16 protein-coding genes are annotated in these 22,434 nt (G+C 45.9%); 3 read left to right on the forward strand and 13 right to left on the reverse strand.

Annotated elements, in window-relative coordinates:
- The first annotated feature begins 234 nt into the window (after positions 1-234).
- On the forward strand, positions 235-1,023 hold the full coding sequence (locus NSQ20_RS28585; RefSeq protein WP_340031269.1) for an alpha/beta hydrolase family protein: 789 nt from the start codon (positions 235-237) through the stop codon (positions 1,021-1,023).
- A 208-nt stretch (positions 1,024-1,231) separates the two neighbouring features.
- Here NSQ20_RS28585 and argH read toward each other — a convergent pair whose 3' ends face one another.
- The 7 genes from argH to argC all read right to left on the reverse strand — a co-directional run bounded on the left by argH (position 1,232) and on the right by argC (position 10,681).
- Positions 1,232-2,635: an argininosuccinate lyase gene (argH, locus tag NSQ20_RS28590; RefSeq protein ID WP_036612430.1), complete on the reverse strand. Its 1,404-nt coding sequence runs from the start codon at positions 2,633-2,635 to the stop codon at positions 1,232-1,234.
- A gap of 107 nt (positions 2,636-2,742) precedes the next feature.
- A complete protein-coding gene (locus NSQ20_RS28595; RefSeq protein ID WP_017692004.1) occupies positions 2,743-3,978 on the reverse strand; it encodes an argininosuccinate synthase in 1,236 nt (411 codons plus the stop codon).
- 287 nt (positions 3,979-4,265) lie between these two features.
- A complete protein-coding gene (gene argF, locus NSQ20_RS28600; RefSeq protein ID WP_340031270.1) occupies positions 4,266-5,231 on the reverse strand; it encodes an ornithine carbamoyltransferase in 966 nt (321 codons plus the stop codon).
- 199 nt (positions 5,232-5,430) lie between these two features.
- Positions 5,431-6,684: an aspartate aminotransferase family protein gene (locus NSQ20_RS28605; RefSeq protein ID WP_076319191.1), complete on the reverse strand. Its 1,254-nt coding sequence runs from the start codon at positions 6,682-6,684 to the stop codon at positions 5,431-5,433.
- Positions 6,685-7,086: 402 nt separating this feature from the next.
- On the reverse strand, positions 7,087-7,926 hold the full coding sequence (argB, locus tag NSQ20_RS28610) for an acetylglutamate kinase (RefSeq protein ID WP_017692001.1): 840 nt from the start codon (positions 7,924-7,926) through the stop codon (positions 7,087-7,089).
- A 336-nt stretch (positions 7,927-8,262) separates the two neighbouring features.
- On the reverse strand, positions 8,263-9,501 hold the full coding sequence (gene argJ / locus NSQ20_RS28615) for a bifunctional glutamate N-acetyltransferase/amino-acid acetyltransferase ArgJ (protein WP_340031271.1): 1,239 nt from the start codon (positions 9,499-9,501) through the stop codon (positions 8,263-8,265).
- Between the two features lie 130 nt (positions 9,502-9,631).
- Complete coding sequence (gene argC / locus NSQ20_RS28620) at positions 9,632-10,681, reverse strand: N-acetyl-gamma-glutamyl-phosphate reductase (protein WP_340031272.1); 1,050 nt, start codon at positions 10,679-10,681, stop codon at positions 9,632-9,634.
- A 330-nt stretch (positions 10,682-11,011) separates the two neighbouring features.
- On the opposite strand from argC, the gene cls reads away from it, so the two are divergent.
- The gene (cls, locus tag NSQ20_RS28625) at positions 11,012-12,460 is read left to right on the forward strand and encodes a cardiolipin synthase (RefSeq protein WP_340031273.1); all 1,449 of its coding nucleotides are present in this window, start codon (positions 11,012-11,014) and stop codon (positions 12,458-12,460) included.
- Positions 12,461-12,594: 134 nt separating this feature from the next.
- On the opposite strand, the gene NSQ20_RS28630 is transcribed toward cls, so the two are convergent.
- From NSQ20_RS28630 to NSQ20_RS28650, 5 genes are all read right to left on the reverse strand, one after another.
- Positions 12,595-13,503 (reverse strand): YitT family protein, encoded by a 909-nt coding sequence (locus tag NSQ20_RS28630; protein WP_036612451.1) that lies wholly within the window; start codon positions 13,501-13,503, stop codon positions 12,595-12,597.
- Between the two features lie 132 nt (positions 13,504-13,635).
- Positions 13,636-14,749 (reverse strand): peptide chain release factor 2 gene (gene prfB, locus NSQ20_RS28635; protein WP_101313559.1). Its coding sequence is split into 2 segments (ribosomal slippage): positions 13,636-14,676 and positions 14,678-14,749, totalling 1,113 coding nucleotides; the frame shifts between segments, so codons are not numbered across the junction.
- A gap of 242 nt (positions 14,750-14,991) precedes the next feature.
- The gene (gene secA / locus NSQ20_RS28640; protein ID WP_036667733.1) at positions 14,992-17,496 is read right to left on the reverse strand and encodes a preprotein translocase subunit SecA; all 2,505 of its coding nucleotides are present in this window, start codon (positions 17,494-17,496) and stop codon (positions 14,992-14,994) included.
- A gap of 783 nt (positions 17,497-18,279) precedes the next feature.
- Positions 18,280-18,843, reverse strand: coding sequence for a ribosome-associated translation inhibitor RaiA (gene raiA / locus NSQ20_RS28645; RefSeq protein WP_036667734.1), 564 nt, complete (start codon positions 18,841-18,843; stop codon positions 18,280-18,282).
- Positions 18,844-19,264: 421 nt separating this feature from the next.
- Positions 19,265-19,462 (reverse strand): cold shock domain-containing protein, encoded by a 198-nt coding sequence (locus NSQ20_RS28650; RefSeq protein WP_024631599.1) that lies wholly within the window; start codon positions 19,460-19,462, stop codon positions 19,265-19,267.
- Positions 19,463-19,830: 368 nt separating this feature from the next.
- Between NSQ20_RS28650 and NSQ20_RS28655 the strand changes: the two genes are divergently transcribed.
- On the forward strand, positions 19,831-20,985 hold the full coding sequence (locus tag NSQ20_RS28655; RefSeq protein ID WP_340031274.1) for a hypothetical protein: 1,155 nt from the start codon (positions 19,831-19,833) through the stop codon (positions 20,983-20,985).
- 230 nt (positions 20,986-21,215) lie between these two features.
- Here the strand turns inward: NSQ20_RS28655 and NSQ20_RS28660 are convergent, their stop codons facing one another.
- Positions 21,216-22,337, reverse strand: coding sequence for a hypothetical protein (locus tag NSQ20_RS28660; protein ID WP_340031275.1), 1,122 nt, complete (start codon positions 22,335-22,337; stop codon positions 21,216-21,218).
- Positions 22,338-22,434 lie beyond the last annotated feature (97 nt).

A 22,434-nucleotide genomic window follows, 5' to 3' on the forward strand; every position in this document is an offset into this window, starting at 1 on the left:
TTGTTATGTTGTAAATCAGATTGAAAAATCGATGATCAGATTACAGATTTCCACTTTAACCACTGGTGTGAAATTCTTTGTTTTCTACTGTAGATCTTGTTATTGCAATGGAAGCGTAATGCGTATAACCTGTTACATATAAACACTTTGGAGGCCTAGGCATCCGATTTTCATCCCATCGTCTCATGTCAGAACACTTGGTTAACGAACTTATGAAAGGGGTTTCTTATACTCATGGCACTTATTAAATGTGATTTTTACTCGGATACGCTCGGGCTTAGCACCAGCATGCATGTCATTCTGCCGCAACAAACCCACAATCAGATCGGTATGGAGAATGTGACTGGCAAAGGACTACACCCAACCCTGTACCTGCTGCACGGCCTGTCTGATGATGATTCCATCTGGCTGCGTCGGACTTCCATCGAACGTTATGTGGCCAACCTCGGGATCGCCGTTGTTATGCCACAGGTTCACCGCAGCTTCTATACAGATATGGTAGAAGGCGGACGTTATTGGAGCTTTATCAGTGAAGAACTGCCGGCACTTGCTCGTTCTTTCTTCCCACTCTCAGACCAACGGGAGGACAATTTCGTTGCCGGATTATCCATGGGTGGCTATGGGGCGTTCAAGCTGGCCCTTCGTAAACCAGATCAATATGCGGCTGCTGCCAGTTTGTCTGGAGCACTCGATATGTCTGCACATATGGATAGAAACGCATCCTCAGCATTGCAACAGACGGAGTTACAACGTATTTTCGGACCACAGGTGGCAGGTACAGAGAACGATCTGATCCATCTGTTAAAAGAAAGCCAATCTAGCGAAAGTCCTCGACCTTTGCTCTACCAATGCTGCGGAACGGAAGATTTCCTGTATGAGGATAATCAAACCTTCCGTCAAGCCTGTGAACAGACGAACTTCGAACTGACATACGATGAAGGGCCTGGTGAACATGAGTGGGGCTACTGGGATGCCAAGATTCAGGATGTATTGAAATGGTTGCCTTTACAAAAGCGCGATTAGTGGAGAATTGCAATGGAGCTACCAGGAGTAACTAAACTGGTACTCCGATAGTAGAACAACCTACCTTCCGTTCGCGGTTGAGTTCAATATATCTAGAGCACATCGCTGTACAACACAAAGAAGCAGGCCGTTGAGAACAAAGTTCTCTGGCCTGCTTCTTTGTGTTGTACTGTTGTATCTGTAAGTTTACCTTATAGTAGCGGTGGTATTAACCGCGGTTCGTAATCCATTGCTCGGTGATCTCCAGTACCTTCTCACTGCGTCCAATCGCTTCAGCAACTTGACCCGAAGCTGTCCCGCCGTAAACATTACGAGCGTTCACTACCGCTTCCGGTTGCAACACATCATAGATCCGGTCATCAAACAGTGGTGAGAACTGACGAAATTCATCAATCGTCAGATCCAGCAAATACTTGCTGTTCTGGATGCAGTACAGTACCGTTTTACCAATCACTTCATGCGCCTGACGGAAAGGCAAGCCTTCTCCCACGAGGAAGTCGGCAATATCCGTAGCGTTGGAGAAATCCTGGTTGACCGCTTGACGCATGCGATCCTTGTTCACTGTCATTGTCGCGATCATTGGAGCAAACAGTTGCAGCGCACCCTCCAGCGTCGCTACTGTGTCAAACATACCTTCTTTGTCTTCCTGCATGTCTTTGTTGTATGCCAGTGGAAGAGATTTCAGTACCGTCAGCAAACCGATCAGGTTGCCGTACACACGTCCTGTTTTACCACGCACGAGTTCAGGAACGTCCGGGTTTTTCTTCTGTGGCATGATGCTGCTGCCTGTGCAGAATGCGTCGTCCAATTCCACAAAACCAAACTCCGTGCTGCTCCACAATACCAGCTCTTCACTCAGACGGGACAAGTGAGTCATGATCAGCGAAGCCGCCGCCAAGAACTCAACGATAAAGTCACGGTCACTTACTGCGTCCAGACTGTTCTCGTACACGCCATCAAAGCCCAGTTGTTCCGCGACAAAATGACGGTCAATCGGGAATGTTGTGCCCGCGAGCGCACCTGCGCCCAGTGGCAGGATGTTAATGCGTTTGTAGCTGTCCATCAGACGCTCCGCATCCCGTTGGAACATGGATACATACGCCATCAGGTGATGTGCGAACAGAATTGGCTGTGCCCGTTGAAGATGCGTATAACCCGGTACGATGGTATCTAGGTTATCTTTTGCTTGTCCAATCAGTGCTTCCTGCAAGGAATGCAGCATGCCTACAAATCCAACCACGCGTTCGCGCAGGTATAGGTGCATATCTGTTGCAACTTGATCGTTCCGGCTACGGCCTGTATGTAATTTACCGCCTACAGGACCAATCGTCTCGATCAGGTTTTTCTCAATATTCATGTGGATGTCTTCGTCCGATACGGAGAATTCCACTTCGCCCGCACGGATTTTGTGCAGAACGGTGATCAATCCTTCTTTGATCGTCTCTACATCTTCCGCCGGAAGAATGCCGCATTTGCCCAGCATCGTCACATGGGCCAGACTGCCCTGAATATCTTCCTCAGCCAAAGCCTTGTCAAAATTGATCGATGCCGTATATTCCTCAACCAAATGATTGGTTTGTTTTGTAAAACGTCCTCCCCACAACTTGCTCACAGTGAGTACTCCCCTTTCGCTCATGGACAAAGCCGCTCCTGCCAGATGTGCAAGAACGGCCTGCCTTGTCATTTATATTGATATAGCTCTATAGATGCAGGTTGAAATTAGTTTTTGTTTTGCTCCACGCCGGAGTTTACTTTCAAACGCAGTGCATTCAGGCGGATAAAGCCTGTTGCATCACCTTGATCGTAGGCTTGCGTTGGATCAGCTTCCATCGTTGCGATGTCCGGATTGTAGAGACTGACAGGACTTTTAACACCTGCGCCGATGATGTTGCCTTTGTAGAGTTTCACACGAACTGTACCTGTAACGTTCTTCTGACTTTCAGTCACCAGCGCTTGCAGCGCCAGACGTTCCGGTGCGAACCAGAAGCCGTTGTAAACGAGTGTGCTGTAACGTGTGATCAGGCTATCACGCAGGTTCATCACTTCACGGTCCATCGTGATGGACTCCATTTTGCGATGTGCGGTGAACAAGATTGTTCCACCTGGTGTTTCGTACACGCCACGGCTCTTCATACCAACAAAACGGTTCTCAACCATATCTACACGGCCAATACCATGTTTGCCACCCAGCTCGTTCAGTTGCTCCATCACTTGCAGTGGGCTCAGGCGCTCACCGTTCAGTGCAACACAGTCACCTTGTTCGAATTCCAGTTCAACATATTCCGCTTGATCTGGTGCATCTTCAGGTGCACTGCTCAGCAGGAACATGTCTTTGTTCTCGTCCGCGCTTGGATCGAACCAAGGATCTTCGAGCACACCGCTCTCATAGCTGATATGCAGCAAGTTACGGTCTGTGGAGTATGGTTTAGCCGCAGAAGCGGTTACCGGAATACCATGTTTCTCAGCGTACGCGATCATCTCGGCACGTCCCGGGAATTGGTTACGGAATTCTTCCAGACGCCAAGGTGCAATTACGTTAATATCTGGTGTCAGCGCAGCCGCGTTCAGCTCAAAGCGAACTTGGTCATTACCTTTACCTGTAGCGCCGTGAGCGATGGCTGTAGCACCTTCTGCACGAGCGATATCCACCATGCGTTTAGCGATCAGTGGACGAGCGATACTTGTACCAAGCAGGTATTGTCCTTCATAAAGGGCACCAGCTTGGAACATTGGATAGATGAAATCTTTTGCGAATTCATCGCGCAGATCGTCAATGTATACTTTGGAAGCGCCTGTTGCCAGTGCTTTTTCCTCCAAACCGTCTAATTCATCCTTTTGTCCAATATCCGCTGTGAATGCGATAATCTCTGCATCATACGTTTCTTTCAACCATTTCAAAATTACAGATGTGTCCAACCCGCCTGAATACGCGAGTACAATTTTTTCCTTAGCCATGTTCAATGGTCCTCCCCAAGATCAGTTAAGTTAAACAGAGCCTTCATACACTGAATCCTACGAGCCAGAAAATCCTTCCGATCACTGTTATCCCCAGATTTTTTTCATCCCTTTATGACAAAGGGTAAAATCCGGGGATAAAGGTGAACGCTTCGCTTCTTCAGGCTTTTTCTGTCTCTCCGTGTTTGTGTATGCTTCTTATTTAATTAACTTTTTAAAGTACATTATAGATGAATCTATCATCGCGAAATCTGCGCCTAAAATCAACCCATAAAGGCAAATAGCATCTATTCGCTCATTAATGCAGCCATTAATGCTTTCTGTGCATGCAAGCGATTCTCCGCCTGATCAAAGATCAGGGAGTTCGGTCCGTCAATTACACCGGCACTCACTTCTTCGCCGCGGTGTGCTGGCAGACAATGCAAGAACATGTAGTCTGGCTTCGCGCCTTTCATCAGTTCCTCGTCCACTTGATATGCCGCAAATGCCTGCTCACGAATCTTTTGCTCTTCCTCAAAGCCCATGCTCGCCCATACATCCGTATACACGATATCTGCATCTTTGGCTGCTTCTTGTGCACTGTAGGTTACAATCACTTCAGAACCGCTCTCCTGTGCGATAATGCGCGCCTGCTCCACAACTGCACTATCCGGCTCATAACCTTCTGGCGTTGCGACAGCAACATGCATACCCATCTTCGCTGCACCGAGCATCAGGGAGTGTGCCATGTTGTTGCCATCTCCGATGTAGGCCATTTTCAGACCTGCCAGCTTGCCTTTGTGCTCCAGCACCGTTTGGAAGTCTGCCAGTACCTGACAAGGATGCGCTGCATCGCTCAGGCCGTTAATGACCGGAACATCCGCATGCTCTGCCAGTTCAGTTACATTATGGTGTCCAAAGGTACGGATCATGATGCCGTCCAGGTAACGGGACAATACTTTGGCTGTATCATGTGTTGTTTCCCCGCGACCCAGCTGGATATCATTTTTGCTCAGGAAGAGCGCGTGTCCGCCCAATTGGAACATACCCACTTCAAAGGATACACGCGTACGTGTGGATGATTTTTCAAAAATAAGTCCGATCGTTTTGCCTTTCAACGGTTGAAAAGGTACACCGCTTTTTTGTTTGCCTTTAATCTCAATTGCGAGATCAAGCAGATAACGAATCTCCTCTGCTGTGTAGTCCGTGAATTCGATAAAATCCCGGCCTCTCAGATCAATCTTCTGAATCTTTTCCGTCTGTTGTGCTGTCATGTATAATGTCCTCCTTATTTCCGGTTCCCTGCACCCGCATGGGCAGAAGAGAGCACCGTCAACACTTTGTCTCGATGCTTCTCGAGTTTATTCATTCCCGCCTTCTGCAATTTCACCGCGCGGCTACAGGGATTCATCATCTCGTTCTGCTTCGAGGCCGGGAATGGCCTCGAGACAGAAAGGTTATCATTTTTTTATGTTAGGCTTTCGCCGCTACGTGCTCTTCGATCAATGTGGCTACCAGCGATACTGCCTCGTCGATCTCTTCTTTGCTCACATACAGGTTCGGAAGCAAACGGATCACATTCGGTCCTGCAGAGACAAACAAAATCCCGCGTTTTTGCCCAGCAAGTACAATATCACCTACCGGCTCAGCACATTCGATGCCGACTAACAATCCCAAGCCACGAACTTCCTTCACAAAGGAATTACCCGCCAAACGATTCCGCAGGGAGCTCATCAGATATTCACCCATCTCCGCTGCACGCTCTGGCAAACGATCTTCCAGCATCGTTTCGATTGTTGCGATTACAACGGATGAAGCTAGTGGTGTTCCACCAAATGTTGTCGCATGGCTACCTGGCGTGAATGCATCCCGCAGGAAACCTTTACCCAACATCGCGCCTACAGGGAAACCACTGCCGATACCTTTGGCAACGGTGAACACGTCTGGCTCAATGCCATAATGTTCGTGCGCAAACAGTTTACCCGTACGTCCCATTCCTGTTTGTACTTCATCGACAATCAACAGCAACCCATGCTCGTCACACAATTTCCGTACATGTTTGACGAATTCCGGTTCAACCGGATATACACCACCCTCGGCCTGAACCATTTCCAGCATAATAGCTGCTGTGTTGGGTCCAATTACCGCTTCAAGAGCAGGGATATCATGCAAAGGTACAGTTACAAATCCGGCTGGCAATGGTAAAAATCCTTCTTTCACCTTATCCTGTCCGGTTGCTGTCAGCGTTGCGAGTGTCCGTCCATGGAAGGACTGGGCAAAGGTGATCACTTCATAGCGATCTGTGCCTTTCACCTTTTGGTGATAACGACGTGCAACTTTGATAGCTGCTTCATTCGCTTCGGCACCACTGTTGCAGAAGAAAACTGCATCAGCGCACGTATTGGCTGTCAGCAATGCTGCTGCTTTCTCCTGGCCTGGAATCTGGAACAGGTTGGACACATGCCACAACTCATCAATCTGAGCTTTCAGCTTGGCTCCAACTTTCTCCGGTGCATGGCCCAGGCTAGTTACAGCGAGTCCGCACATAAAATCGAGATAACGGTTGCCCTGGTCATCCCACAACCAGCTGCCTTTACCTTTGACCAGACTGATTGGATAACGCGCATACGTTTGGAAAAGCGAGCTTTCCGTCTGTGCGGCTGCACCTGTTGCTGTTGCGCCCGCTACTGCTGTGCCAGAACCTGGCTGTTCGTTGCCTTTTGCCATGACCATATCACTCCTTATTGGTTTGTGCACGCCTAAGGTGAATAAAACATAACACTAAACCTCTTCGATTGCAGTCCATCTTCCGAACGTATGCACACTTCCACTTCGATGACAGAACAACCTTCCGATCGCTGTTATCCCCGGATTTTTTTTATTCCCCTTCAATGGGGAAAATCCTGTGATAAAGGCGAGCTGATGCTTACGAAGTAGCTTTCTTTCAGAAAGCTTTTAGCTCCGCTTCTTCAGGTTATTTCTGTCCTCTCCGTTATGCATTTTTATTCTTCAGATTGGTTCTGCACCCTACGATATTGTGAGTGTAATATTAGATTTCTTATATAAAAAAGCCGTGCACATATTTTTTTATTTAAATAAGACTATTAAGACCCTAGCGTATCGAGCAAATTATTGCATACGGATGATTCTTGTTCCGATGATTTCTCCGCCGAGCACTCGGCTCAGGATTTGGGGTTCGCTGCCGTCTACGATGACGACCTCACGTACTTGGCCATGAATACATGCAATTGCTGCACGTACTTTGGGAATCATACCGCCATAGATTTCTCCGGTCTGGATCATGTCCTCAATCTCTTGTACAGATACGGATGGCAGTACTTTTTTCTCGCCGCCTACGTTCTTCATGATGCCTGGAACGTCGGTCACGACAATCATCCGACTTACGCCGAGATGAGACGCCACTGCACCGGCAGCTGTATCTGCATTTATGTTATAGCGTTGTCCAGTTGCATCTACGCCAACTGGTGCGATAACTGGCATGTATCCCATGTTCACGATGCCTTGGATAATCTCTGCGTTCACACCAGTGACATCGCCTACCCAACCGATCTCTGCGTGGTTTGTAACAGGTTTAGCCTGAATCAGACCACCGTCCACGCCAGACAAGCCTAGTGCACGACCGCCCACACGCTGAATCAGGCGCACGATCTGCTTGTTGATACTGCCTGCAAGCACCATCTCCACTACGTCCAGCACAGGTTCAGTCGTTTTGCGTAGGCCATTAACGAATTCGGTTTCGATACCAAGCTTCGCCAGGTTATCCGAGATCGCAGGACCTCCACCATGCACGATTACCGGTTGCGTGCCCTGAGACTGCAAATCACGCAGATCCGCAAAGAAAGACTCGGGCAATGCTGCCAGCGTGCTGCCTCCACATTTCATGACAAACATCTGTTTCTCTGTGCTCGCTTCCGTTGCGGTACTCTCGTTTGGCATTGTTGAATTCATGAGGGCAAGCTCCTATCATAGTAAAAATTATATTCAAAAAAATATAACACTTTTATACGGTCACAAAGCCTGGTAGGAGTCCATTCCGAATTCGGATTGTTCTTTCGATCGCTGTTGTCTCCAGGTATCTTGAATTATCCCTATATAGGGGAACACCCGGAGACAAAGGCGACCGCTCCGCTTCTGCAGAATCAATTCCGTCTTCTCCATTACTATCGCTATATGTCCAACACCAAACAACAAGTTTAAATTTCATTGATGATTTTTGAAACATCTCACGAAACAGCTTCACAATAGAAGACAGCTGTTTCGTAAAACCTTTACCCCAAAGGTTTATTACGTGCGGTATGCGGCGTTAATTCGGACGTAGTCATACGTCAGGTCACAGCCCCAGGCTGTTGCTGTTCCTTCGCCGTGGTGCAAATCCACCACGATGCGAACTGTATCAGTCTGCAAATAGGCCAATGCCGCTTCTTCGTCAAACACGACTGGGCGGGACTGCGCAAGTACCGAGATATCTCCCAAACGGATATCTACGGTATCCGGGTTCACCGGCTGTCCTGCACGCCCTACGGCTGCAATAATCCGTCCCCAGTTGGCGTCTGCGCCAAACATGGCGGATTTCACCAGACTGGAACCGATGACAGTTTTCGCGATTGCTTGCGCGGAATCATCACTTACCGCACCTGTAACTTCTACCTCAACCAGTTTGGTTGCTCCTTCGCCATCGCGAGCAATGGCTTTGGCCAGCACTTGGCATACATAGGTGAATCCAGCTGCAAAAGCGTCCCAATCCGGGTGCTCCATCGTCAGCTCTTCATTGCCTGCATATCCACTGGACATCGCTACCAGCATGTCGTTTGTACTTGTATCCCCATCGACTGTAATCATGTTGAATGTATGATTCGTTGCCTGGCGCAACAGGCGCTGCAACGCTTCTGCACCAATGACCGCGTCAGAGGTCATGAAAGCGAGCATTGTCGCCATATTCGGATGAATCATACCCGAGCCTTTGGCGGCTCCCGCAATCGTAACCGTCTTACCGTTAACTATAACGGAGACGCAAGCTTCCTTTTTTACCAAATCCGTTGTCAGAATCGCTTGTGAAAATTGCTCCGCCTCATTCGACTCCTTGCCCATATGCGCTGGAAGACCAGTAATGCCTGAATGTACAGCATCCATTTTGAGCAATTCACCAATGACACCTGTGGATGCCACAGCCACGTCTTCTTCTGCCACACCCAACTCACGCGCAGCCGCCGAACGCATCGCATAAGCATCTTCTTCCCCTTGTTGCCCTGTACATGCATTGGCATTACCACTGTTAACGATAACAGCCTGAAGGCGTCCGTTGCTCAAGCTTTCGCGCGTTACTTTGAGTGGTGCCGCCTGAAACACGTTCGTCGTGTATACAGCAGCAGCTGTAGCCGGTACATCACAGCGGATCGCTCCGATGTCATTACGAGATGTCTTTTTCAATCCGCAGTGAAGTCCACCAGCAGTGAATCCCCCAGGGGTTACAATTGTTCCGTTCTCAACCACGGTAAAAGTCTGTTGCTCCACATTCGTTCCCATATCATATCCCCCGTATGCGTTCAGCTATATGCTGATGATCCGCCTGCTTAACCTGATCCGTTCTCCCTAAGTGACTCCGAGAAAGCACTTTACACCGAATGTCCCAGTGCTCCTCCTGAATTCCAATCCCTTATGGATATACCGGTGTCATGTTCAGCCCGAGGTTCTCCTCCCATCCCATCATCAGGTTCATATTTTGAATCGCTTGCCCGGAAGCACCCTTCACCAGGTTATCGATGACCGAAATAATCGTTAAACGACCTGTGCGAGGATCCACCGCAAACCCGATATCACAATAGTTGGATCCATACACTTCCTTAGTAGAAGGCCAGATGCCCGGTTCACGTACACGTACGAAAGGTCGGTTCTCATAATATTTGCGGTACAAATCCACAATCTCCCGGTCGCTGTGTTCCCCAACGAGGTTTGCATACATCGTACTCATAATTCCACGTGTCATTGGCACCAGATGTGTTGTGAAAGTAACCGTAACAGGCGTTCCCGTTATATTGCCAAGCACTTGTTCGATCTCGGGAATATGTTGATGTTTATTCAGTTTATAGGCTTTGAAATTCTCATTCATCTCTGCATAATGATTTGTCAGACTTGTTCCGCGTCCTGCTCCAGATACGCCTGATTTAGCATCAATTATAATAGTAGAAGGATCAATCCAGCCTGCCTCTACTGCAGGGATCAGTCCAAGAAGTGTAGCCGTTGGATAACAGCCTGGGTTGGATATAAAATTCTTTCCCTTCACTTCTTCGCCATACACCTCAGCCATGCCGTATACCGCTTGTTCCAGCAAATCAGCTGAAGGCGCCGGATGTTTGTACCACTCTTCGTACACCGTTCCATCCTTAAGTCTGAAATCGCCAGACAGGTCAATCACCTTAAGTCCTGCTGCCAGCAGGCTTGGTACGAGCTTTGCACTTACGCCGGACGGGGTCGCTGTGAATACCAGATCCGCACGACTCGCAATTTCAGCCGGATCTACACCGTCGAGTGGCCTGTGAATCACGCCCGTCAAATGCGGAAATCCATCTGCGATGGACTCACCACTGCTCGATGATGAGATCACCGATGTGATTTCAACCAGCGGATGGTTCTGGAAAAAACGAATCAGCTCCACCCCGCCGTAGCCGGTGGAACCGACGATTGCTACTTTTAATTTGTTATTCACTCTCGCTCCCCCAATCTCGATGTATGCGCTACTTGTGCTATGTCCTTGCCTGAAGGATACTTGAACACAGCAATTCCGTCGCTTATATGCATATTTGTGTATTATTATACGACTCTGGTTATATAAATACAACACTCTATCATCAATTTCACATGGATTTACATCCAATCCGAACATATCTTTTTTAACATCCGGGACGAATAGGTATACATCTGTTAAAATACGTATTAGTAGGAAACATTACAATCAGGGTCTCATTCATAACTAACCTGCTAATCAAGGACATATGAATAGATTCATGATGGTCATAATGAGACGTGGGGGACTATAGTGCATATCGAATCCATTTTACTTATTGTACTCCTTGGCCTGAATATTATTTTTGCGGCAGCAGTCGTTTTCTTCGAACGGAAGGATGCCAGCGCTTCATGGGCTTGGCTGCTCGTCTTGAACTTTATTCCGGTGTTTGGGTTTGTACTTTATCTTTTAACCGGTCAGAACCTGACCCGATACCGGCTTTTCCAGTGGAAAGAACGTAAGAAGCTCGGGCTAGAGGAACGTATTGAAGCCCAGCTCACGCAGTTGCACGATAACCGCACCCCTTTCCGCAACCAAGCAACCGAGACTAGCCAGGACATGATCTATATGAACCTGAAGCAGAACGGTGCTCTGGTGACGGAAGATAATGCGGTCGAGATCATTACGGATGGAACAGATAAATTCCAGCGGCTCTTGGATGACATCGAAGCGGCCAAGGATCACGTGCACGTACAATACTACATTTATAGAGGCGACCGTCTGGGCAAAAGAATTCGGGATGCACTTATCCGCAAAGCGCGGGAAGGCATCAAAGTTCGTTTGCTGTATGACGCGCTCGGATCGCGGCGGGTATCCAAACGCTTTTTCAAAGAATTGCGCGAAGCAGGCGGTTTGGTTGAAGTCTTTTTCCCCTCCAAATTCAGTCTGATCAACTTGCGTATGAACTACCGGAACCACCGTAAGATTGTCATCATTGATGGTAACCTGGGGTACACAGGCGGGTTTAACGTTGGAGATGAGTATCTTGGCTTGAACTCGAAATTCGGTTACTGGCGTGACACACATCTGCGTATTCAGGGGAATGCCGTTCATGCGTTGCAGACCCGGTTCCTCCTGGATTGGAATGAAGCGTCCAAACAACACGACACACCCTACGTTCCAGCGCATTTCCCTCATATTGAGGGCACAGGAAAGATTGCCATGCAGATTGTCTCCAGTGGACCTGATGCAGAGACCGAGCATATCAAGAACAGTTACCTTAAGATGATTAACGGGGCCAAACATTCGATTCTGATTCAAACTCCTTATTTTATCCCGGATGCCAGTGTATTCGAAGCTATTCGTCTCGCGTGTCTGTCCGGCATTGATGTTCGCATCATGATTCCAAATAAACCCGACCATGCCTTTGTATATTGGGCTACGTTATCTTATATTGGTGAGTTGTTGAAGGTGGGCGCCAAAGTATTTATATATGATAATGGCTTCATTCATGCCAAAACACTTATCATTGACAGTTTGGTTGCATCCGTGGGAACCGCCAATATTGACTACCGCAGTTTCCGGTTAAACTTTGAGGTTAACGCCTTTATGTATGATGAAGCGATTGCGACAGCACTTGTACAAACCTTTGAGCACGACCTGCATGTATCGCGGGAAATGACGCTCGATGAATACCAAAAACGCAGTTTCATTATCCGCTTCAAAGAAGCCATTTCCCGTCTGCTATCTCCGATTTTGTAGCGGTCAATATTTATAGTAAAAAAACAGGCACATCCTCTCCCGTCATTTCGGAGAAAAGATGTACCTGTTTTTTTCTTGTCTTGAACTTCCAAACGTATGAGCATACGCGGCTCACTCATTAGTTTTCAACCCGTTCACACATGCTCTCCCCGCTTAAAACCTTCACCAAGCACTTCATGCGCGTTACTGATAATGACAAATGCTCCCGGGTCCACAGACCGGATCAACGCTTTAAGTCTTGGTACCTCATTTTGCCCAACCACGACCATCAGTACTGTTCGTTGATCATCGGTGTAACCGCCTTTGGCCTCCAGCTTCGTTAATCCGCGATCCAGGTCATCCAGAATCACTTTGCTAATCGCTTCGGTCTGGTTGGAGATAATATAAGCCACCTTGGAAAAGCCTAGGCCCATCTCAACGGCATCGATCACTTTACCAGTAACATACAACCCAATTAGTGCATAGAGAGACTGTTCCAATGACAATACAAAAGCAGCCATAATAATAACCGTAGCATCCATAATTACGACACACAATGAGTAACTCAGTCCACTGTATTTCTGTACGATTCTGGCAAGAATGCTCATGCCACCTGTTGATCCTCTACCTCGGTATACAATTCCAATCCCTAAACCAACACCAATCCCACCATACAGTGAACCAAGTAGCGGATTCGTTGTTGGGATGGCCCAATCCTTCGTGAGATAAACTAACAGTGGCAGGACAATACTGCCCAATACCGAGCGAACACCATACTGCTTGCCAATGAGCAGGAAACCCGCAATCAGCAGTGGAATGTTAATCGCCCATTGGGTATATGCCGGCTCCCAATTAAGCCATTCCTTGCCCAGAATTGATAACCCGGACACCCCACCCGAAGCGATTTGATTTGGTAATAAAAATAAATTAAAGGCCACTGCAATTAAAAACGAACCTACAATGATAGATACCGTATCCACGACGTTTCTCCATGGACCATTGAGTGGAATGAGGCTAGTTATCCTCTTTTTGCGATTATTGTGAAGTTGTGATCGTTGTTGCATGTTCTCGTGCTCTCCTTTTATGTGACTGATCAGTTGTTCGCTCATTTTTTCTATCCTATAAAATTATTCAAAAAAAAGCTCCCGTATACACCAGCATACGCCTACACGTATGGGTCCATACAGGAACTTATATTAATCGGTTTCTACTTTAATCTGGCTACGCAAATAACCATCGATGAATGCATCGAGGTCGCCGTCCATTACTGCCCCTGTATTTCCAGTCTCTACGCTTGTACGGTGATCCTTTACCATACTATAGGGATGGAACACATAGGAGCGAATCTGGCTACCCCATGAAATATCCGACTGATCTCCTCGGATTTCATCCAGCTGTTGTTTTTGCTCTTCAATTTTACGCTCATACAATTTCGAACGAAGCATCTTCATCGCCCGCTCACGGTTCTTGATCTGTGAACGTTCATTCTGACACGTTACAACTACACCTGTCGGAAGGTGGGTAATCCGCACGGCTGAGTCGGTGGTATTGATATGCTGTCCACCCGCGCCACTCGCACGGTAGGTATCAATCTTGAGATCCTCTGTTCGAATGTCCAATTCAATCGTATCATCAATCTCAGGAACCACATCACATGATACAAAGGACGTATGTCTACGGCCCGATGAGTCAAAAGGAGAGATCCGCACCAGTCGGTGTACACCCTTCTCGGCTTTCAGATAACCATAAGCATTGTGCCCCTTGATCGATAGCGTGACGCTCTTGATCCCCGCCTCATCTCCTGGCAGATAATCCAGCACCTCAACCTTGAAGCCACGCTTCTCGGACCAACGTGTGTACATCCGCAGTAACATTTGTCCCCAGTCCTGTGACTCGGTACCACCTGCGCCCGGATGAAGCTCTAGAATGGCATCCATCTTATCATACGGCTGGTTCAGGAGCAGCTGAAGTTCGAACTCTGCCACCTTGCTCACGATCGCTGTGACGCTTCTACCGATCTCTGCAGCGAGGTCTTCGTCGCCTTCCTCGTCAGCCAGTTCTACCATCATCACCGCATCATCGTAGTCCTGTTGGAGTTTGGTGTATTGATCCACAGATCCCTTCACCGCATTTAGCTCAGCGATTACGGATTGCGCCTTGTCACTATCATCCCAGAAATCCGGAGCAGACATCTTCACTTCGAAGTTGCCGATCATCTCTTGCTTCAGATCTAAGTCAAAGAGACCCCCTAAGGTTGGTTAGTTTCTTGCCTATTTCACGCAGGTCATGCTTCACATTTGGATCGATCATGTGCAATTCCTCTTTTCATTAAGATAAGCTCCCCGCATCCAGGGCATTCCTCCAGATCAAGTATCCGATGCGTTACCCTGGTGTTGAGACTACTGTTGTATCAGTATATCTCTTCCCCGTGATCATGGTCATATTATTATAACTATGCACCATTAATCGGTTTTGCATCCTTCACTTCATCCTATGGAATACCCGGCTGCAAGGAGCCATTCATGTCATTCGTGTATAAATGAACCCTTTAACTACTCTTGACCGTGGCAGTGTTTGAACTTCTTGCCACTACCGCATGGGCATGGATCGTTACGTCCGATTTGGTCAGAAACCTTCACTGGACGTTTCTCAGCAGGTTCACCACTTGTCGAGATCTGACTTTCCTCAACAACCGCTTGACGCTCCTGATTGCTCTCGATCTGTGCTCTCATCACATAAGTCGCTACTTCTTCTTGAATCGAAGCGATCATTTGATGGAACATCTCGAAGCCTTCGAACTGGTACTCACGCAGTGGATCTGTACCGCCGTAGGCACGAAGGTGGATACCTTGACGCAATTGATCCATTGCATCAATATGATCCATCCACTTGCTGTCTACTGCACGGAGCACAACCACTTTCTCGAACTCACGAACCATCTCTTCGCCAATTCGCTCTTCACGTGCATTGTACTTGTTCTGAACTTTCGTGAACAGGAACTCGATGATCTCTTCTGCTTCCTTACCCCACAGATCATCTTTAGTTATGGAACCATCGTCCAGCAATTTGCTGTTCATGTAATCAGCAACTTCCTGAAGCTCCCAGTTTTCCGGGATATCGTCACTACAATGTGCTTCAACGATACGTTCAATGGAAGGCTTGATCATATCCATAACGATTTGTTTGATATTTTCGGACTCCAGTACCTCGCGGCGCTGTTTATATATAATTTCACGTTGTTGGTTCATTACATCATCATATTGGAGAACGACTTTACGCACGTCAAAGTTGTTACCTTCAACACGCTTCTGCGCTGATTCTACTGCACGGGTAATCATCCGGCTCTCGATCGGTTGGTCTTCTTCAAAACCAAGACGCTCCATCATGTTCAATACATTGTCTGCACCGAAACGTCTCATCAATTCATCGCCCAGTGACAGGTAGAATTGTGTTGAACCCGGGTCACCTTGACGTCCCGCACGGCCACGTAGCTGATTATCAATCCGGCGTGATTCGTGACGCTCTGTACCGATGATATGAAGGCCGCCTACTTCAGCTACACCATCACCCAAGATAATATCTGTACCCCGTCCTGCCATGTTGGTTGCAATCGTTACTGCACCCGCTTGACCAGCTCCTGAGATGATCTCTGCTTCTTCCGCGTGGTACTTGGCGTTCAGTACCTGGTGTTTGACACCACGGCGTTTAAGCATGTCAGACAGGCGTTCAGAGTTCTCAATGGACACTGTACCTACCAGAATCGGTTGATTCTTACTGTGGCGTGCCACGATCTCTTCTACAACGGCATTGAACTTGCCATCGATGCTCTTATACACGACATCTGCCATGTCATCGCGTTTATTCGGACGGTTGGTTGGAATTTGCAGTACTTCGAGACCGTAGATTTTTTTGAACTCTTCTTCCTCGGTTTTCGCTGTACCCGTCATACCCGCAAGTTTACGGTACATCCGGAAATAGTTCTGGAAAGTAATCGTAGCAAGCGTCATGCTCTCATTTTGTACTTCAATGCCTTCTTTGGCTTCAATCGCTTGGTGCAATCCATCACTGTAACGACGTCCAGACATCAGACGACCTGTGAATTCATCAACGATCATGACTTCCTCATCACTGACCACATAATCCACGTCACGACGCATGATTGCATTAGCTTTCAAGCCCTGTACAATGTGATGGTTGAGAGTTACATTGGCATGATCATACAAGTTCTCGATACCAAATGCTTTCTCTGCTTTTGCCACGCCCGCCTCAGTCAACGCTACGGATTTCACCTTAATGTCTACCGTAAAGTCTTCTTCCGGCACCAAACGTTTCACAAAACGATCTGCTGCATAGTACATATCCGTCGACTTCTGAGCTTGTCCAGAGATAATGAGTGGCGTACGCGCCTCATCGACCAGGATGGAGTCTACTTCATCAATGATACAGAAGAACAATGGACGTTGTACCATTTGCTCTTTGTACAGCACCATGTTGTCACGCAGATAGTCAAAACCAAACTCGTTGTTCGTTCCGTACGTAATATCACATGCATATGCATGTTGTTTCAACGCATGGTCCATACCGCTGAGGTTAACCCCAACCGTCATGCCCATGAACTCATAGATTTGTCCCATTTCCTGGCTATCCCGTTGTGCCAAATAGTCATTGACTGTGACCACGTGTACACCTTTGGACATTAACGCGTTCAGATATACTGGAAGTGTTCCTACCAGCGTTTTACCTTCACCCGTTTTCATCTCGGAAATACGGCCTTCATGCAGAGCGATACCGCCCAGCATCTGTACATCGTAGTGACGTTTGCCCAGTACACGACGTGATGCCTCACGTACGGTTGCAAATGCCTCTGGAAGAAGCTCATCTGTTGTTTCTCCCTTTTCAATACGAGCACGGTATTCGTCCGTTTTACCTTTCAGTTGTTCATCAGACAACGCCTGAAATTGTGGTTCCAGTTTATTGATCACATCGACCGTCTTCATCAGACGTTTAACATCACGTTCATTCATGTCGCCGAAGATCTTTTTGACAAGTCCTAGCATGGTATACCCCTTTCGTGCAAAACAGAATAGACCCCCTGTTGCCGCCACGCGACACCATCGGATGGATGTTGCATCCACTTGCCCGGGGGTGACAAACAATATAAAAAGTAATATGGATGAATCAACTCCAGGCTTGCCAAGGGTTCCTCATGAAGCTGATTCGGTATTCAAACGGATTCGGTTATTAAAAAGTAGCCGAAGCCCGAGCCTTGCGAATCATGTTCATGGTGCTGTGCCTGTCATTGATTATGATTAGCGATCATTCGTTGACAATTCCTCATCAGGACAATGATTCTCTTTGCATAAATTGTAACAGTTTGTAAGGGCCGCCGCAACACGCCACGGCACACTTCTTTGAACTTATGAGACATATCAAATGGAGTTTAAGTGCAAAAAATCATAGTCGTTAGCGGAAGCATTCGATTGTCATGTTTCGTTTTGCAGGGTGGACAGCCCTGTCAACGAATTTTGATGGTAAATTTGGATGGAAATCTCAATATCCAGTTCTCGAATGTAGGTGTGCGAATATTTTCGTAACCATCGGAATCTGGTGGTAAAGTTGTACCGATTGTGATTCTTCATACTATCTATTAGACGCAGCAGCATAGGGAATAGTTTCACCATTTTATTTCCAAAGGTCATTTCCCAGCTCCTCTACGCACAAAAGAGCCCCATCCCCTAAGGGATGGAAGCTCTTGATAAATCTAACCCAGGAAACTACAGTTCCTGTGTTCATTATTATTTAGATATTCATATTCATATTCATATGCAAGTACGTTAAGATTAACCTTGTTCGATCAATCCGTACTTACCATCGTTCCGTTTGTAAACAACGCTAACTTCTTCACTGTCAATGTTGGAGAATACGAAGAAATTGTGACCAACCATGTTCATTTGGAGGATGGCCTCTTCCACGTCCATTGGTTTCAACATAAAGCGTTTCGTCCGTACGACTTCAAAATCATCGTCATCCGTGTCCGTATCCAGTTCAGCTGTAGCTACAGTACCTGTTGGATCTTCAACGAAGAGTGTCTTCAGGCTACCTTCCTGGCGGAACTTACGGTTAATTTTTGTTTTGTGTTTGCGGATCTGACGTTCCAGCTTGTCCACCACGGAGTCAATGGATGCGTACATATCGTCGCTCTCATCCTCAGCGCGTAGCACAATGCCTTTCAAAGGGATCGTCACCTCTACCGTATGCAAACCTCTCGTCGTGCTCAATGTAACAGCACCGTCAGAGTTAAGGGGTGCATCGAAATACTTCTCGAGTCTACTCAACTTTTTGTCGACATAATCCTTCAAAGCATCAGTAACCTCGATTTGTTGACCTCGAATACTTAAATTCATAGGGCACTCCTCCTTTTTCCTTTGCCACTTCATTATAACACGAATGTAAGCGCCATGTAAAAACTCCCGGTGACCGAATAATGACATCTGTTCAAGCCACATCTGCCAACGTAGGCATAACGCCATATTTCGCGATATTTCATCATATTCAGCCATAATCGAATATTTACTTGGTATGAATTATTAGGCGCTTGATGATGTAATTAACCCATTTTGAGCTTGCTCAATCTAATATGTAAAATGAACTTCAATCTATCTCTTGAATCTATTAAATTCAATAGAATAATGTTCCTCGGATGATCCTCAAATCTCTAATCTATTGAAACAAAAAAAGACCCCGGAAAGTACCGGAGTCTGATGCTAGCGATAATTCAATTTGGTAACCATCTAACCATATATGTAGGTCGGATTGTCCGGATGATTATAATTTGATTACGTTAGCTGCTTGCGGTCCACGCGCGCCTTCGACGATGTCGAATTCTACGGATTGACCTTCTTCCAAAGTTTTGAATCCTTCGGATTGAATTGCGGAGAAATGTACGAATACGTCGCCGCCATCTTCAGTCTCAATGAAACCGTAACCTTTTTCTGCGTTGAACCATTTTACTTTACCTTGCATGCACTAACATTCCCTTCGTCATCAAATGAAGTGAAGCTTTCGGCCTTAACCTCTGCCCACAATTCAGATAATACCATCCAAAGTTATCCATTGTCAATTGGAAAAGTAAATGTTTTCTTGGAATTTTTTGTAGATTAATTGGGGTTTGTGTTGAAAGGTGGGATATCTTGAATATATCAGGTAAATGGAGGGTTGGTAAGTCTATTTTCAGCTATCAATTATTGATCATTAATAGATTTCGTTAACAAAACTCCTTAGCTACCAATTGCAAAAAGTAGGATTTGATGGTGAGGGATTAAATTGCATGTTAAAATTTAGAATATATTCATCAGCAACCATAATTCATTTAACAAGGGGATATCAAAGTAATGATTCACTTACTACTGCGGAAACAAACATGGGGGGCTATGATCCTACTATTTATTCTTTTTTCCGGGATATTCGTAATAGCCACATCCGATCAAGCAGATGCTCAGGAGAATAAAATATCTGCAGAAGAACTAAAAAAAATCTGTCGCTTATCCTTCACACTTCGCGATGCATACCAAACGCAATATACAGTCTATATTTTTGCTCAAGATGAAAAAAAATCAACTCTAAAGGAGGAAGATTTCTGGACCAATAACAAACCCGGTGACATTACATATACAGGCACTTATCGCGCAGCTTTGTTGAAGAAAGGAGACTCTTACGGTACAGTACAATCCGCGGACCTTGATCTTCATTCTATTACCTTACCTCAAACCTGGCATTACACCATTAAGAGCAAGGATACGGGTACACCCGATATGCTACTCATCACAGAGTGGGGATCGTCCAACTTCAATCTAGCTAAACCATTCATCATACGTTCAGGCATATTGCAACCCTTAAAATTCGTAGATAATAAAGGTAAAAAGTTAAATGATTTTGATTTCTACCCTGCTGGCAGAGATGACGGCATACGTATGTTATCTGGTTCCCGAGTGCAATTCAAGTTCTATAATAACACTGTATTTAAATATGAGATAGAAACCTTCAAACTCAATATTAGTAAATTGGAGTTGCGTTTAAGTGACACTCGCTATGTTAATTTTAATCAGCCTAACTGGCCTAATTCAGGAATCGGAGATCGTGCCTATCTTGAAAATCTGAAGACATCTGTCATGAAAGGAACTCTGCCGAATCAGCCCAATATCAAGCTGGGTATGACCCACAAATCTCTGCTTAATACATTAAAAAAAGCTAAATTCAGAGAGAACGGCGAATGGGGAGCATATTACGTTTATTCGCAATACGCGATCGGTTTTAATTCTTACTTACATGAACTGAATAATGATTCAAAAGTTAAAGTCTTCAACCTGTTCTCAGAGAAACGTATTCTCTATCCCGAAATGGTTAAGCTGTGGCTAGGTAAACCTCAGAAAGAATATTTAAATGAAGCAGAAGGCGGATATGACATGATCTATAAATATGGTTCCCGCACACTATCCTTTCATTATCTCGAAGAAGATGAACAAATTCATCTGATTTCCATCTACTAGTTAAGCCAGACCGGGCATCGTTGGATTACAAAACTTAATCAAACTTCACGAATTCGAAGTTGTAGGAAACTGATTGTAGATGCCGATATAGAGTCAGTGAAATCTAACGCTAATAACATGTAACTTTCTACAGCAATTAATAATAAAAGCTCATCGTAAAAATTTACGATGAGCTTTTATTATTTGAGTCAACTTTTCCAATATTCAAATCCAATTTGAAACGTCTTAAATTATTTATAATACACAACAGAGGGGAATGTCTCTATCCCCTTGGCATACCAATAGTTCAAGCTACTCGCGAAATCAATAACCTTTTTCTTATCCAAGTCATAAACCAAGAGGTCCGGATCACCAAGCATATCAATTTCATCAAGTCTGCGAGGAGTTGTTCTGCCTTGAACATCTTCAAATGTACTCCAGCTGGAAGTAGGTACCCCAGAAACAAAATTAGAACGGAATGAGGTAAATAAAGTTCCTTTATCTAGAGTTATGAAAACAGCATTATCAGACTGCGCATATTGAGATGTATACTTAAGTGGAATTGTGACACTTTTAATCCGTACATCATCAATATCATGATTTATGGACGAATGAGCTCCACCGCTTGTAAAGGTATATTCCCTTGCCCATGTGAGATGAGCATTGATATTACTCACAGCCGAGGTATTCCCAATCTTTTCACCATTTACAGTAATATCGCCATTAGGATACTCCATCACTGCCGAGATTAGGTTTTCAGAGTACGAAGTAAGCTTCGCCGTATTGGCAGGATTACTCGGATCAGGAACCACAGAAGGATTCGCCATATTGGCATGGATGCTGTACGAGTCCCCTACACTGCCTGTAGACGTAACTCGGAGGCCCCAGTCACCTGCAGCTAAATCCGTTGCAAATCTGATCTCGCCTGCCTTGCCCCAAAATGGTGTTGGAGTTGCAGTTCCTGTATTCCAATCAATTGAATACAAATCAACTCTGTAATTAGCATTAGCAGATCTCAACTGTGTCAGGATTGTGCGATCAGTTGGCACACTAAAAAACCAAAAATCTGCTGGGTCAACTGCAGTCAAACTGTCACTAAAACTTATTCGATCGCCCGTCACGTTAAAATTGGACAGAATAGAAATCTCAGGACGATCAACCTCAATCTTTTTACCTCTAGCAAACCCTTTAGTTGAAAAACTTCCCTCAGGAAGTTCTAGCTTGGAGACATTGTTAGGCAGTTCAAACTGGACAGGCTTCGGACTCCCTTCATTGGTTTCAGCAGATTCTGCCCCTGCTGTTCCACTCCATGATCCACTTATTAATGTGAAGCCTAGTAAACATTTAGAAACTACTAATAATACTTTTTTCATAATAATTCTCCTTTTATGTATTTTCATAACAATTATATATTCGACAAAATCAGATACATTCCCTTCTTTTTATTACAAATAAAAACAAATAAAATAA

It is taken from the genome of Paenibacillus sp. FSL K6-1122 (assembly GCF_037977015.1).
Lineage (GTDB): Bacteria > Bacillota > Bacilli > Paenibacillales > Paenibacillaceae > Paenibacillus > Paenibacillus amylolyticus.